This window comes from Chitinophaga sp. 01L420, assembly GCF_056399985.1.
Genome location: NZ_JBFTSK010000016.1, coordinates 98,002 through 114,515, shown reverse-complemented (window position 1 = coordinate 114,515; position 16,514 = coordinate 98,002). Strand labels below are relative to the sequence as shown.

The following is a 16,514-nucleotide window of genomic DNA, read 5'->3' as shown; positions in this document are numbered from 1 at the left end:
TTGCTTGTTACTATTACTGCTTTTCATGAATAATGTCCATGCTCAAAATAGCAGGGGTATTTTGTTGAAAAAAACACTGGATGGTAGCAAAGGACAGTTGGTCAAGGATTCTTCGGTAACCCTGAAGGACAGTATTTACTTTGATCCTGTTACCAAAGTGAAACTGGATGCGGCTTATTTTCTAAGGAACATTATCACGTTCCGGCTCAACGAATACGCCACTATTTACCTGGGAGCTCCTTTCACTGCTTCAGCAGATGTTCGTATATTTTATGTGAAGCCGGACGGGAATGCAGATTCTTCTACGGTAACGCTGACACTTAATTACGATACGGCGCATACCTATACGCAGCGGAATAGTTTTGTATTTAATAATGCACACCAGGTCACCGTAAAAGTATTGGGTATTACTACCAATGCTGGTAAAGATATTAGTGCTGCATTGGTGCTGGATAATGAGATGGAGATCCGTCCGGTRTACAATTTATCCTGTACGGAGGATGTGATCAAAGCCATTAATTTTCAGCAACCCGCCAATGGAGATCAGGCCGATGAGTTGCCTGTTAGCTGGGAAGCCATTGTAGGGGCAGATGCGTACGACCTGGAATGGGCCTATATTGATTCCAGTGCCATCGAGGTAAAGGGGTGGATCACGCCGGATGTAAAAGATATTTTCGCTAATAATACCACCCGGGTTACCATTGCAGGTACTAATTACACGATTCCCTTATTATATGATAAAGTAGGTGTTTTATATTTCCGTGTGCGCGCGGCACAGGAAAAACCTAATGACATACGGGTAGAAACAGATTGGAGTACAAAGTTCAGCGCGGGATTAGGACAATATAGTTTTAATGGACATCAGCGCAACCTGAACTGGCAATCGTCTATATCGTTTGCAGAAGATGGTAAGCGCAAAGTGGTGGTGCAGTATTTCGATGGTAGTTTACGTAACCGGCAAACGGTGACCAAAGATAATATCACACAAAACATTGTTGTGGCAGAGTCTTTTTATGATTACCAGGGAAGGCCTGTTATCCAGGTGTTACCTACTCCTACGTTGGATAAGGTGATGAAATATACACCGGGGCTCAACTTACCGTTGAACGGGGTAGAATATGACAAAGACAACTACGACTACATTGCCGATGATACAGAGATGGTGGGCGCCAGTGCCAAACGTATGGATACTACTTCCGGTGCCAACCGGTATTATTCTCCGGCTAACCCGGAAGTAAATAAAGGGATGTCTCAGTATATCCCGGATGCGGAAGGATATGCATTCACCGAAACGGAGTATACACAAGATAATACCGGCAGAGTAAGCCGGCAGAGTGGAGTAGGACCTACCTATCGGTTAGGCAGCAACCATGAAACCAAATATTATTATAACCGGCCAGTACAGTCTGAGTTAGATGCGCTGTTTGGAACGGAAGTAGGTGTGGCCTCCCATTATTTCAAGAATGCGGTTTCCGATGCCAACGGGCAGCTGTCTGTCAGCTACGTGGATATGCATGGTCGTACGATTGCTACAGCGTTGACAGGAGAAAGAGGGAATAAGAACCTGAACGATCTTCCTTCAAAGAAGTTGCTGACAGTTACTGATTCTTTGTCCGGTGTAGATAATAATATCATCACAGAACGTGGCATACAAAGTATGTTTCCGCTGTTGATAGATGCAGATAGTAGCCTGTGCAGCTTTAATTATCTGTTGGCTCCGCCTGTATTACAGAAAAAAGGATGCGATAGTGCGATTACTTATTATACCGGTTTATATGATTTACGGATCCGCATTACCGATGATGTCCGCAACCAGCGTTTAGGCGGACAACCGGTAGAAGTGGTTTTCCGTAACTACGATCCGGCAGCTATCATTGCCGGGCAGCATCCATCTTTACCTGATACTATTAAAGTGTCGTTTAGCCGGATGCTCTATAAGGGCGTTTATAATGTTACGAAGACGCTTGAAATCAGCAAGCAGGCGATGGATTACTATCGCGATAGTATTTTCCTTCCATCGGCAGTATGTACTACGGTAGAGAAGTTAATAGAAAAGCAATTACAGGAAGCGCAAAAGAAGGATTGTCATCCTGCATGTGTAGGTTGTGATAGTCTGCATACCGATGGAGATGATATCAAATTGGCGATGTTGCAGGACATGATGCCTCCTTCGGGGCAGTACGCCGATTTATCTAACACTACTAACAAGTATTCTATTTTCAAAGGAGGAGATGACGGCAGTCCGGCTCCCTATGCCCGTCCCGATTTCCGGTATAACAATGCCTCCGGTGAGATCGATTCCGTGATGAACCCGCTTACGCGCAAGAATGGTATTCCGCAGGCGCTATCGCCGGACCAGTTTTCGGATGCCTTTAGATCTTCCTGGGCAGACGCGTTGTTACCTTTTCACCCGGAATATCTGAAGTGGAAAAACTACCAGGATAATCTAAAAGATGCCCAGTTGTGGGGCAAGGATTTTGAGAAGACGGCTACCTACTTTGCTGCTAAACAGAAAGGTTACCTTGATCCGATTGGTACCAATAGCCGGTTTGCCGGTTCAGGGGTACACGACCCGTTGATGACCAGGAATTTTGCGGCGCTAAAAAGTGCATTGGAACAATACCGGAAGGGAAGCTATTCCCTTTGGGTAATGGCGACACTGGCGGTAAAATGTCCTGACATGGCGGCCGGTTGTGTAGCGCTTAACCAGGAGGAGTCTGCCGCCTTTAATGAGACAACGATGTGTGGAGGTGACCTGGATATGGCCTGGCGCTCTTTCCGCACTTTATACCTACAGATCAGAAATGATGTGACCAATGATTGGTTAGAAGCTTCCGGTGGAGTAAGAGCATCTGCGTTATTGGGTATGAAAAAGATGCCTCATTTTTCATCGGTGAAGGATATGGCCGAGTATGTGACACTGGGTGACCCGGGTCAGGATACGTCCAAAGCGAGTACGGTTGCAAAAGACGCGATGGCTAAAATGTATGACGATAACTGCCGGGCCTATGTGAAAGTATGGATGCAGCAGTTGGCGCCGTGTAACTATGACTCTGCAGCTTTGCGTGAAATTACTGATAGCCTGGTGATTGTATGTAAAGGGGGAGCCGACCAGGAGCATCCTTATGGTTCCAGAACAATGAAACAGCCGGTCCCTGGTGTACCCGGCAATTTTGAAGAAGTGATTGCCGGTTATAATGCGCGTCATCTGCCATTGAGAAATCCTTATGTGTGTAATGCAGAGTTGCTTACTGATCCTTCTGCCTATGGCAAACAGGCGGCAGTGAGCAAGCCGGGTAGTTTCATGCGTCCGAAGTCCTGCGAGTGTGATAAGCTGCAGTCATTGCGTAATGAATACAACCTGAAGAAAGAACCGACAGACATAGATTTATCTACTTACCTGCAGCGTACCCGTGGCGTAAAGATTCCACAATCAGATCTGAATGCGCTGATAGATGCCTGTACCAATGCCACGCCGAGCTGTAACTATCTTCAGCAGCCGATCAATATTCCCGCTTTGCTGGACTGTAATGCGGCGCCGGCTTGTGTACCTTGCTATGTTACCGACAGTTTGTATGCTACATACTTACAGGCTTATCCTCAGTCGCAACCTGCATTAAACCTGAGTAATGATTCCGTACAGCATGCGAAGAACCGCCTGTTTGCGGCATATATGAATAATCGGCTCGGGTATCATTACCTGGCCTATGACTACCTGAAATTTAGAGACAGCTGTAGTAAAGGTCCTGTTCATACAAACAGAAATATTTGTGTGCCTGGTAGTGCTGAGAGTAAGCGAATGATTAACATCTATTCCAATGGAGGTACAGATGTAATTACGGATGTACGTAATACTCCGGATGATGGATACATTCTTGCTGGTTATACGACTGGTTGCAGCAATGGGGGAAAAGATGGATATATTATCAGAACCAATAAGAAAGGTGATCTGCTTTGGGCTAAAACCTACGGTGGCTCCGGTGATGACACCTTCTCGAAGTTAACGCCTACTCAGGATGGCGGCTATATTGCCATAGGCAGCACCAATTCTTACTGCTATGATCTGGGTGCTATTCTGATTGTGAAGCTGGATGCAGCAGGTAGCGTTACCTGGAATAAGGTAATAGATTTTGGTAAGGATCATGGTGGGTGGGGCAATGATATCATCGCAACATCGGATGGTGGCTATGCCTTTACGGGTTTACGCCGCACTGCCGGTGTTAATACAGACTGGATAACTGGTATGCTGACAGCTACCGGAGATATGACCTGGTTAAGACAGGGAGGTTCCGCAGTGAACAGAGATGTTATTAATCTATTAGAAAGTAATGATACGTTGGTCCTGGCCTCTTCGATTATGGAAGGTACCAACTTGGATGTGACGCTTATCAAGGTAAATAAGCAAAATGGTAATGGACTCGGTGTCAACCAGTATGACCTGGAGGGAAGAGGTAACATTTGCAACAATATATTAAAAACGCCTACTGGTTACAGACTTGCAGTTGCCAATCTGAAAGATGCGAGCAACACTACAGTGAATGGAGTATTACTGGATCTCAATACCGACGGTAGCATTGTGGCCGCCAAAAAGATGTTGAGTCCCGTTTCATTGGATCCACAGGCCAGTACGGTTTCCTGGATAGTGGCGGGAACCAGTGACGGAGGAGTGATTGCTTCTCAGTCTACCAAAGATGCTTACTGGTATAAACTCGATGCCAATAATATACCGAGGTGGGGTAGCCGCGTAAATATTCCTGCCAGTGAATGGGTAACGCGTTTGGTGCAGAACCGTAATGGCGGCTTTGCCGGTGTAGGATTAAACAACAATCACGCGATGCTGATGCTGGCGGATGCTCAGGGAAAGACCGGGTGTACCGATCTACCGGAATCGTTGGGTGTTGTTGATATTACCAGCTCCTGTATAAGAAAACCGCTGGGACCAGTAACGGATATTTCCCTCACTACTAACAATATCAGTACGGTTGCTATAGGAGAAAAAATATGTACACCGGCATTTAGCACGGAGAGCTGTCCGGGCATAGACAGTTGTTATGAGCTGTTGGAAGGGCCGCTGTTATGTGGTAACACGGAAGCTACCTTCCCGGATATCACCGTCCCTGAAATCACTAATTGCTCTGATAGCTCGATCTTTGCAGATGCAAAAGGAAGAGAGTTATTCAATGTATATCGTGATTCACTGATCAATGATTTTGACAGGTCTTACCTGAGAACGGCTTTATCTGCTGTTTATGGAGAGCGGTTTGCGGTGCAGCATGCCAGCTATGAGCATCATTATACCTTGTATTATTACGATCAGGCAGGTAACCTGGTGAAGACGATTCCTCCGGCCGGCGTTGTGAAAGATGCTACGCCTGATTGGGCCCGTCGTGTAGCAGCAGCAAGGGTAGCGGGGCTGACTTTAGTACCTGCTCATACCATGGCTACTCAGTACCGCTACAATACCTTAAATCAGGTGGTGGCGCAGTATTCTCCGGATGGTAACCTGAGCCATTTCTGGTATGACCGTTTGGGCAGACTGGCTGTTTCTCAGAACAGGAAGCAGGCATTAGCTAACGCCTATAGCTATACGCTTTATGATTACCTTGGCCGTATTACAGAAGTCGGAGAGATTTCCAGTAGTGCTGGGATGACACCGGAGATTTGCCGGGATGCGACTTCATTGTCTCAATGGATCGCAGTAGCAGGTAACAGCAGATCGCAGATTACCAGAACGGTGTATGATTTGCCCAATACCTTCCTGGAACAGGATATCTGGCAGGCAAAGAATCTGCGTAACAGGGTATCCTGGAGCGCTGTTTATGATCACATCGCAGATACCGTACCTGGTGGGCAGGCTTCTGCCACCTACTATAATTATGATATTCACGGCAACGTACGTACGTTGTTGCAGGATTATAGCGCCAATACACCTAACCCTGGTAACCGCTTTAAGAAGATTGAATACAATTATGATCTGATTAGTGGAAAAGTAAATAGTGTTAGTTACCAGCCAGGTCAACGAGATGCGTTCTATCACCGCTATAGTTATGATGCGGAGAACAGGATCACCAATGTTGAAACCAGCCGTGATAGCATTTACTGGGAGAATGATGCATATTATCAGTACTATAAGCACGGACCTTTAGCCAGATCTGTGATTGGGCAACAGCAGGTGCAGGGAATGGATTACGCCTATACGCTACAGGGGTGGCTCAAGGGAGTTAATAGTACTACCGCTACCAGTGCATTTGATATAGGGAAAGATGGTGCTAAAGATGGTATTACTGCACAAGACGCATTTGGTTTCGCGTTACATTATTTTGGTGATAATGATTATAAATCAATAAACAGCACCGTTCATCCATTCGCATCGGCGGGTGGTACACTACAATCACTGTACAACGGCAACATCAGTGCCATGAGTGTAAATATTCCTAAGGTAGGTACGCCGCTGATGTACTCTTATACATATGATGCATTGAACAGACTGGTGGCGATGAACACCGCACATAACCTGAATGCAGCTACGAATACCTGGGCTCCCATTAACGTATCTGATTTTGGAGAAAGAATCAGTTATGACCCTAATGGTAACATATTGACATATGATCGTCATGGTAACAGTACCTGGGCAGGCAAGTCAATGTCGATGGATAGCATGCGATATCACTATGAGCCAGGTAAAAACCAGTTACTGTCGATCAGTGATGATGTATCGCCTACTGCATATGATAATGATATTGATGGTCAGGTAAGCAATAACTATGTATATGACAGCATCGGCAACATGATAAAGGATATACAGGCTGGTATTGACATAGAATGGACGGTGTATGGAAAAATCAAGCAGATAAAAAAGGCGGATAGCTCCATCATTGTTTATACCTACGATGTTGCTGGTAACCGTATCAGTAAAGTTGCCAAAGGAATAGAAACCCGTTATATCAGGGATGCTTCCGGAAACGTAATGAGCGTGTATGTAAGTGGCGATCAAGCTATTAACAGTGGATTGCTCAGTCAGACGGAAACGCATCTTTATGGCAGCAGCCGACTGGGAATCAATAACATGGCCACCCAGGTGCAGAATGATGATACTACGCAGTTGGTAAGATTGCAGGGGTTAGGTTTCGGAACGTTTGCTACCTTTACAAGAGGTAATAAGTTCTTTGAATTAAGTAATCATTTGGGAAATGTACTGGCAACTGTGACGGATGCTAAGAAAGCGGTATCCGTCAATGGCAATACAGTGGACCATTTCGAAGCAGCCGTGGCGAGTGCGCAGGATTATGCACCGTTTGGTATGGGACTACAGGGTAGGGGATTTGATGCGGGGAATTATAGATATGGGTTTAACGGGAAAGAGAAGGATGATGAGGTGAAAGGAGAGGGGAATCAGCAGGATTATGGGATGCGTATATACGACCCACGAATCGGGAAGTTCTTAAGTGTTGATCCATTAACGCAAGAATATCCATGGTACACACCATACCAATTTGCAGGTAATACGCCGATACAGGCCATTGACAGAGACGGTGAAGAAGAAGAGTTAACCCTGTTTACAAATGCAATGAAACAAAAGGCTGTAATGCAAATGGATAAGGCCTGGGTTGTTAAGTTGCGAAATACAGGGACTATTACTGCAACAAAGCCCAATTGGGCCGAGAAGGTTAAGAATTGGGTGGATAGCAAGTCACCAACTCATACATGGGCGCTTTTGACACGATTGGTATATGGAACGGTTAATGATGCAAAGATCCTCTATACTTCTGCAGTTGATGGAAAAAATAGTGCTCGGGGTTTGGATAATGTAGGTGTTACAGATTATAAAGAGAGAGTTGGAGCTGGTTTAAATACATTAATGAATTTTACCAGTTTTGCATTAAGTACAGAATTCGCATTGGAAAAAACAATTAAAAGGTTTGATCCATTAAAGTTCACTGAAGATGAAAGTTTAACGAGCCAGCAGTGGTTTAGATATAATAAGGAACAAATTGGTTTTTACGAATGGCATAATGGAACAGGAGGAAATGGCGTTCCCTTTGTTGACGGCTATATGTCAATTGAAATAAACCTTGATGAAGAGTTACAAGGCATGGGATTGGGAGCCAAGATTTTTGATCGGGGGATGGAAGATACGTTTGCTGATATTTTTAAAGGCACCTGGGTCGAATCGCCAATTTATAAGAATGGGATATCTGATAATCTAGTTCAATATAGGAAAGGTTTAGCAGAAGGACTATCAAAAGACAAAGCCGCATGGAATACATGGTCAGGAAGACAAGCAAATAAACATGGTTTTAAACATGTTACCGTGACAGATATTGAAAATGGTGTTCAAGCAACATTTACTAAATAATCACTATTTAGCGTTATATATGATAAAAGTTTGTATTTCAAGTGATGTGTCAAATAGGAGTATCTCAATTGATTTGAATGATATTCGAAATGTGTTCCCTTCTGGACAGTTTTCTACAGATAGTTGGTGCGATACGATGTTTTTTAAAGAAGAGCTAATTTTCATAAAAGATAGAGTATCTGAGCAAATAGAATTATTGTTTGATAAGGTTGTTTATGAGGAGTCTAAAATGATTCCTTATACTATTTTAGTGTATAAGGGGGAAGAGTTAAGATTGAACTATAGAAAAGAAATTGATTTTAATATTGGAGTTTTGATAAGTTTGTTTAATATAGTCTATCAAGCTATTGAGCGTAATGGTTTTTTAGTATTATACAACTTAACTTACTTAAATAGAGAGGTAGATAGTATGATCTTTTCTGTTTTGAAACTTGGATTGTGTACTACTGTTGAAAGTTTAGAAAAGGAACTGATTAGATTGAAGAAGAAGTATGAATTGACTCATTCTTTTTCAATAAATGAAATAAGAAAATCTATTGATGTACTTCTGAATTTGGGAATTGTTGATAGTGAAAAAGATGGAGTTAATTATAAGGTTACGGCTAAAGGATATATGCTTCAAATGTAATTTTATTATTTGTTAGATAGGTCCGTATTATCAATTAACATCAAAGTGCCATGGCTAAATTTAAATGACACCCGTTGCTACAATTCCTTCTGCTCGCTTAGATAAATGAGTGTGCCTAAAGCCGAAGCACAGATCAGAGGATGATACTTCCGATCATTTTCAAGCGAGCTTTGCAGAAACTGTGTATTATTTTTAAAGGTTAGGTAAAAACATTGCATAAACATCCAAAAGGCAACTTTGGAATTCTTATAGAGTAGATTAAGCATTGAATCTGAAAAATTATATATGAAATACATTATTACCCTACTATTCCTCTGTTTTGCACACCACCTGTCCGCACAAAACTCCCTCGTCACTCATCAATTCATCCAACAAAAAGTAGCCGCTGGTTATTTTCGTCAACGCCCTGCCACTACTATCCCTACAGATAACAAGTGCATCACTGTTGCCGAAGCCAAGGCCTGGCTATTTTTAGATGAAACGAAATTACCAACAAACGGAAGAATGCCATGGTGGAGTGAACTGGTGCCGGCGAGTGTAGCACTCTTTAGAGAAAACAGACTCCATAGCAAAATAGTAAAGGCATATGCTGTTATTTAAACTCAAACGACATCTGGTACATCAATAAGTGAGTATCACTTAGTTATTACAGGGTAAACTAGGTCCTTAAAAAATAAAACGGAAGCATTGACCTGGGCTAACTTGAGCCCGGGTAATCTCCTCCTTCGCACATTAAGCCTACTGCCTTCCAAGCAGTAGGCCCTTGGTTCATATCCCCGATTTCTCCCTAATAATACTACATGAGCATCTGACTACAGATCAGTGGCCCGGCACCTCATTCCTTTATAGTGCAAACTCAGAAACGGGTTTAGGTCGTTACGCACAGATAATTCAACCACGAATTTCAAAAAAGGGAATTAATTACAAATAGACGGGAAATATGCTCATTATCCACCCTTCATTTTCGCTGCACCTTTGTATCATCAACACAAACAAAAACGCTAAAAACTAAACAAAATGAAAAATCAAGCAGTAAAAAACGTAGTATTAGTACATGGTGCATTCGCTGATGGTTCTGGATACAAAGGTGTTTATGAGCATCTTACCAAACAAGGCTATCATGTTACAGTGGTGCAAAACCCATTGACTTCTCTCGAAGACGATGTAACTGCAACGAGGCTTGCACTGGACAACCAGGATGGTCCTGCTATCCTGGCCGGCCACTCCTGGGGCGGTGCGGTGATCACAGAGGCAGGAAACCATTCTAAAGTTGCCGGATTGGTTTATATCGCCGCTTTTCAGCCAGATAATAATGAAACCGCTTTACAATGGTTTCAGACTGCCCAACCTGCTCCCRAGAATGGGGTGCTACCTCCCGATGAAAAAGGCATTGTTTATTATGATAAGGCAAAGTACCATGCCGGTTTCTGTGGTGATCTGAGCAAAGAAGACGCTGAGTTTATGTATGCTTCACAGGGTGCGTTTTACGGTAAATGCTTTGTAACTCCGATTACGGAGGCTGCATGGAGAACCAAACCTACATTTGGTATCGTGGCTACGGAAGATAAAAGTATCAATCCCGATATCCAGCGTAATATGTACAGTCGCTCTAATACCAGGGTCACTGAAATCAAAGGTAGCCATGCCGTATATGTTTCACAACCGCAAAAGGTGGCTGCTGTCATCGCAGATGCGGCACAATTCGCGTCCATCTGATAATAAGGCTCTTCAATTCTTCCACAGGCCCCATTTGCCACAAGCGGCAAATGGGGCCTGTGGATTTGAGGATATGAGGTCCCGGCACTTAAACTTTGGCCTTCCATTCTTCTTTCGTATTTTGGGTATTGATCAAACAGCACCAGTACTGTGCTGCATTTCAATCATCATTCATTAAATCAGGAATGAAGCTTAAAATAAAGGAAGATAATACAGGCGGGGAGTTGCTGCTTTTTAAGGAAGAAGCAGGTTTTGACCGTTTGTTTTTTTCCAAAGACCGGTTCAACAAGTATTTTACGATTGCCTGGAATCCAGGAGAAAGTCAGATCGTTACCATCGATGGAACTGAATATGAATTTCCTGGCAATACGTTGCTGACGCTCTTGTTTAGCCAGTCTTTCAGCTTTGAAAATTCCGAAAGTATTATTGCCTGGCAATTTAACCGGGAATTCTATTGTATTATCGATCACGATAGTGAAGTGAGTTGTGTGGGGTTCTTGTTTAGCAGTACAGATCATATGTTCGTTAAGCTGAATGATCATGCTCAGCAAAAGTTGCAACTGCTATCTAATGTTTTCATTGAGGAATTAAATACCTCGGATCATATCCAGAATGAAATGCTCCTGGTGTTATTAAAGCGTTTGATCATTTACGTAACCCGGTTAGCGAAATCAGGATATGTACCAGTTAAAAAACTTCCCGACGAAAGGTTTCATATCATTCGAAAATTCAACCTGCTGGTAGAAGCACATTTCAAGTCGGAGCACTCCGTTAGTTTTTATGCGCAGCAGCTCTGTAAGTCCCCCAAAACCTTATCTAATCTTTTTGCGATTTTTAATCAGAAAACGCCTTCACAGATCATCCAGGAAAGGATCACTGTGGAAGCAAGACGGCTATTGAGTTATACCGACAAATCAATTAAACACATCACCTTTGAACTCGGATTTGAAGACGTAGCCTACTTCTCCAACTTCTTCAAAAAAAATATAGGGGTATCACCTTCGGATTTCAGAAATTCTTCAGGAATAGCTAAAGAAGGGAAATAATCACAACTAATCGGGAAATGCGCTCATCGCTGCCACCTGCTTTTCATCGCATCTTTGTATCGTTGATTCAAACAAAAAACTTCAACAACAAAAAAGATGACAAAGTCAATATTTAAAAGCGCTATCCTGGCTGTAACACTGGCCCTTTCTACCTTATTTGGTGCAGTAACTGAAGCAAATGCACAAGTAGTAAAAAATRTAGTATTGGTACACGGCGCGTTCGCAGATGGCTCCGGCTACAAAGGCGTTTATGAAGCACTGACCAAACAGGGATACCATGTCACTATTGTACAAAATCCTTTGACGTCTCTTGAAGATGATGTGGCTGCAACAAAGCTTGTGTTGGATGCGCAGGATGGTCCTACGATTCTTGCCGGTCACTCCTGGGGTGGTGCCGTTATCACACAGGCAGGAAATCATCCGAAAGTTGCCGGACTGGTGTATATCGCCGCTTTCCAGCCAGATAATAATGAAACAGCTTTACAATGGTTCCAGACTGCCCAGCCTGCACCAGAAAACGGCGTATTGCCTCCCAATGAAAAAGGTATCGTTTACTATGATAAAGCAAAGTTCCATGCGGGTTTCTGCGGTGATCTGAGCAAAGAAGATGCGGAGTTTATGTATGCCTCACAGGGCACCTTTTACGGCAAATGTTTTGTAACCCCAATTACGGAGGCTGCATGGAGAACCAAACCTACATTCGGTATTGTAGCTACGGAAGATAAAAGCATCAATCCCGATATCCAGCGTAATATGTATAAACGTTCCAATACCAAGGTGACAGAGATCAAAGGTAGTCACGCTGTATATGTATCACAACCACAGAAAGTAGCTGCTGTGATCATTCAGGCCGCCAAAGAAGCATCCCATAAATAATTCCTGCAACAGGGCATAACAAAATTAATAAGCGCGGCTATCAGCCGCGCTTATTTGATTATTTCAAAGGCACCACCTTAAAATCTTCAAATACCACATTAAATGGTAATTTCCCGGGAGCCGCTGCTACGGGGCCTATCTGCACTTTTCCACCCGGAGGAAAATGCGCCAGGCGAAGCATATCAAATTTTTTATTATCAAAAGAATATTCAATCTGTACATAATCCCCTTTACGCAGCATTTTCAGCCACATACTTTTAGGACTGTCATGACGCGGTACAACTGACCAGTCAGATACTTCACGGGTCACTACGGCGCTTACATTCTGTACGCCATCTACATATTCAATACCGGTTTTAATCCAGTTTTTGTCGTTGGTGCGGATCATCAGGCCGGCCTGATGAAATAGTTCTTTATATTGACCGGTAATTTTTACCGTGGCTGTAAAATCACCTTCCTGTTCCTGGTAGTAAAACGGGCCGTTGTCGCGGATAAATCCGTAGTGGGTTACCTGCCAGTAATCGGTGCCGGGATCAACGGTGACGTTGATTTTATTATCGGCGGCAGACCATTTTTTCGGTGTATTATACCATTGCATTGTTTGTGCTTTGAGTCCCATGCTGAGTGCTATGAAAGCGGAGATAGCTACAAGTCTTTTCATGATGTTTCCGTAAAATTTCATGTAAGATCATAAATAAATGCTGGAAGTAATAATTAATGGGGAAAAGGAAGTAAAATATGCTTTGTTACCCTCCCTGAGTTTCAGTAACTTTAAGAACCATGCATTAACCCTCCCATCAAATTAAAATAGCCATCATGAGTATAGAGAACCCTGTAATAAAGAGCCAGAAAGCCGCGGCAATAATAGTAGCACATCCTGACGATGAAACTTTGTGGGCAGGAGGCACTATCCTGTATCATGAACATTGGGACTGGACAGTGGTGAGTCTTTGCAGAGCCAGTGATACAGACCGGGCGCCTAAATTTTTTAAAGCATTACAGGTATTCGGTGCGCAGGGGATTATGGGAGATATGAATGACGGCCCGGAACAAACACCGCTGCCGCTGACAACCGTAGAAAAGCAGGTCCTGACGTTGCTGCCTGTGCAACATTATGACCTTATTATTACACATCATCCACAGGGAGAATATACACGACACCTGCGTCACGAAGAAGTAAGCCGGGCAGTGATCCGGTTGTGGCAGCAAGGTAAAATTATAGCAGATGAACTGTGGGTATTTGCTTATGAAGACGGGCTGAAGGCCTATTATCCGGAAGCAGTACCCGAAGCGACTATTTATCATGTGCTGGAGAAAGACATTTGGCAACGCAAATATGAGGTAGTCACCAATACTTATGGTTTTAAGAGCGATAGCTGGGAAGCAGCCACCACACCATTGGCGGAGTCATTCTGGTGTTTTAGTAACCCGGAAGAAGCACTGCAATGGCTGAACAGTTTACCACCTGAATTATGAAAGTGCTATTGTTGTATGATTATCCGCCCGCACCGGGTGGACTCGCAACGCAAGGGGATTTATTGTACCGCGGTTTGCTGGAAATAGGCATAGAGGCCTTTTCGGTTCACTATGATTCTCCATTGGAAAAGGAATGGTATTACCGTTGGTTTAAGCCCGATGTGGTACTCGGAGTCGGGTACTGGGGCCATACACCCCAGTTGATCCTGCATCCGCAGAAATTTGGACTGCAGGCAGTTCCCTGGCTGGTGGCAGACGGTTACATTGCCAACTACCAGGATGTGCTCAATAAACTGCCGCTGATACTGGTAACTTCTCAATGGGTGAGAGAAATGTATATCCGCGATGGCATCAGCGGTGAAAAGATAATGGTATTACCAGTGGGATGTAATACAGACAAGTTTACTCCCATGGGCCGGGACCATCCGCAGGTAAATGCCGTGCGGGAATCTTTGGGGATAGCGCCGGATGAGCTGATGTTGTTGACAGTAGGAGGAGATGCCTGTTCAAAGGGCGCCAGAGAGGTGATGCAGGCATTGGCAACGTTAGAAGATAAAGTACCATCCAACTGGAAGTATATCTGCAAAGTATGGCCGCAGCCCCGTACCCGGCTGCAGAATGAATTGGACCTGGAGCTGGCGGCACAACTGGGACTCACAAACAAAGTCCAGTATGTAACCAGTATCGTATCCAGGAATTATATGCCTTACCTCCTCAATGCCTGCGATATCTATGTGGCGCCGTCGCGGCTGGAAGGATTCGGCATGCCGCAGATAGAAGCTGGGGCCTGTGAAAAATCGGTGATCGGCATTCATGCAATGGGCATGCTGGATACATTGGTCCATGAAGAAACAGCGCTGATGGCAGGTGTGGCAGAGCGGATTGTAGTGAATGAAGTCATTTTAGGATTGGAGTCTGGTTTTACAGCTGATCATAAAGTAGTATTTGGTACCCCCCGTACGGTAGACTATAGGGCAGATGTGAATGATATAGGCCGGTATTTACAACGGTTAATGAACGATCCGGCGTATAGGGATCAGTTAGGAAAGGCAGCACGGCAAAGGGTAGTCGATCAATTCGATTATCGTACGGTAGCCCGGCAATTTGTGCGGGTGTTGAATGAAAAACTTAATATTCATTGAACATGGAAGCATCTACCTGGTTAACAATAACCGCGGCAAGAGACGCTGCTTTGCAGGTACTACTGCATAATGTGAACGGGCCCTTTCATGGTTTGCCGCGCACGGCCGGATGGGGATACCCTGAACCTTATACGAGAGATTTGCTGCTGTCATTTTTTGGTATAGCCGTTACCGGTAATGAAGTGCTGATAAAAAGTATCAGAAAGGTGCTGGAAACGCTGGCGAAAAATCAAACCCCGCATGGACATATTGCTTCACTGGTACATGATAAAGAAGATCTGGGATCGAGTGACAGCACGCCTTTGTTTCTCCTGATCACAGGCATGTACCGCAAACTCACCAATGATCCCACGTTCCTGGAAGAGGCGGTGAACAGGTCCCTGACCTGGATGGAATATCAGAGTCCTTCTGATCGTTTCCTGGTAGCGCAGCAACCTACCAGCGACTGGCGCGATGAGCAATGGGTGCTTGGCTACGGCTTATTTGTAAATACGCTGGTGTACAGCTACCTGCGCATACTGGGGCAACATGCGCGGGCGGATCGCGTAAAGCAGGACATGGGTCGTTTTACGATCACCGCTGGAGTGCAGCATCATCATGTACATGAAGGGCTGATGGTAAAGCATAAACCTTATTATGCGATGTGGTCCTATAAGGTGTTGAGCAGTGAACGGTTTGACTTGCTGGGCAATAGTCTGGCTATTCTCTCCGGCATTGCAGCGCCTACCAGGGCGGCGGAAATGGTGTCCTGGATTGAAGAAGAATGTGGGGAGCTGATGAAAAACGGGCAACTGTCCGTAAAACTGCCTCCTAACTTCTTCCCCTATACGAAACCGGGTGATTATGACTGGCATGAACGATATGCGATTTATAATCTGCCAGGTGAGTACCACAACGGTGGGATCTGGCCCTTTATCTGTGGCTTTTATGTGGCGGCACTGGTGGCTGCAAAAAAGTATAAGCTGGCAGAAGAAAAGCTGGTTGAGTTAACCCGCGTTATTACTATTTCCAACAGCGGGGCCCTGGAATATGGATTCAATGAGTGGCTGAAAGCACAGGATGGTACTGCAAAAGGGCAGGAGTGGCAAACCTGGAGTGCTGCGCTGTATCTGTATGCCGTACAATGTGTGGAAGAAAGACGTACACCATTTTTTGAAGAGATGAGAGCTGGCGAAGGCGCTGTCAGCTAGATAAGTATCCTGTACATTCCCTTTTACAGTACAATGAATGGTAGTATCTTCGCTGCCATAATCCCGTTGTAATACCAAATTTAT

10 protein-coding genes are annotated in these 16,514 nt (G+C 44.2%); 9 read left to right on the top strand and 1 reads right to left on the bottom strand.

The features are described 5' to 3' along the window. Positions 1-61 precede the first annotated feature (61 nt). The 6 genes from AC1DP6_RS17615 (at position 62) to AC1DP6_RS17590 (ending at position 12,622) form a co-directional block, all read left to right on the top strand. Entirely contained in the window at positions 62-8,356 is an 8,295-nt protein-coding gene (locus AC1DP6_RS17615; protein ID WP_477056008.1) for an RHS repeat domain-containing protein, read from the top strand. A gap of 19 nt (positions 8,357-8,375) precedes the next feature. Further along, a complete protein-coding gene (locus tag AC1DP6_RS17610) occupies positions 8,376-8,984 on the top strand; it encodes a hypothetical protein (protein WP_477056007.1) in 609 nt (202 codons plus the stop codon). A gap of 285 nt (positions 8,985-9,269) precedes the next feature. Beyond that, on the top strand, positions 9,270-9,584 hold the full coding sequence (locus AC1DP6_RS17605; RefSeq protein WP_477056006.1) for a hypothetical protein: 315 nt from the start codon (positions 9,270-9,272) through the stop codon (positions 9,582-9,584). A 417-nt stretch (positions 9,585-10,001) separates the two neighbouring features. Continuing rightward, the gene (locus AC1DP6_RS17600) at positions 10,002-10,700 is read left to right on the top strand and encodes an alpha/beta hydrolase (RefSeq protein ID WP_477056005.1); all 699 of its coding nucleotides are present in this window, start codon (positions 10,002-10,004) and stop codon (positions 10,698-10,700) included. 185 nt (positions 10,701-10,885) lie between these two features. Then, entirely contained in the window at positions 10,886-11,746 is an 861-nt protein-coding gene (locus AC1DP6_RS17595) for a helix-turn-helix domain-containing protein (RefSeq protein WP_477056004.1), read from the top strand. A 96-nt stretch (positions 11,747-11,842) separates the two neighbouring features. Continuing rightward, positions 11,843-12,622, top strand: coding sequence for an alpha/beta fold hydrolase (locus AC1DP6_RS17590; RefSeq protein ID WP_477056003.1), 780 nt, complete (start codon positions 11,843-11,845; stop codon positions 12,620-12,622). A 58-nt stretch (positions 12,623-12,680) separates the two neighbouring features. Here AC1DP6_RS17590 and AC1DP6_RS17585 read toward each other — a convergent pair whose 3' ends face one another. Continuing rightward, on the bottom strand, positions 12,681-13,283 hold the full coding sequence (locus tag AC1DP6_RS17585; protein ID WP_477056002.1) for a DUF1349 domain-containing protein: 603 nt from the start codon (positions 13,281-13,283) through the stop codon (positions 12,681-12,683). Between the two features lie 155 nt (positions 13,284-13,438). On the opposite strand from AC1DP6_RS17585, the gene AC1DP6_RS17580 reads away from it, so the two are divergent. From AC1DP6_RS17580 to AC1DP6_RS17570, 3 genes are read left to right on the top strand one after another with little or no spacing between them, the layout of a single operon-like run. Further along, positions 13,439-14,098 carry a PIG-L deacetylase family protein gene (locus tag AC1DP6_RS17580; RefSeq protein ID WP_477056001.1) on the top strand — a complete coding sequence of 220 codons (660 nt, stop codon included), beginning with the start codon at positions 13,439-13,441 and terminating at the stop codon, positions 14,096-14,098. Further along, positions 14,095-15,240, top strand: coding sequence for a glycosyltransferase family 4 protein (locus AC1DP6_RS17575; RefSeq protein WP_477056000.1), 1,146 nt, complete (start codon positions 14,095-14,097; stop codon positions 15,238-15,240). Before AC1DP6_RS17580 ends, AC1DP6_RS17575 begins: the two co-directional genes overlap by 4 nt. Before the next feature lie 2 nt (positions 15,241-15,242). Beyond that, on the top strand, positions 15,243-16,430 hold the full coding sequence (locus AC1DP6_RS17570) for a glycoside hydrolase 100 family protein (RefSeq protein ID WP_477055999.1): 1,188 nt from the start codon (positions 15,243-15,245) through the stop codon (positions 16,428-16,430). Positions 16,431-16,514: the final 84 nt, after the last annotated feature.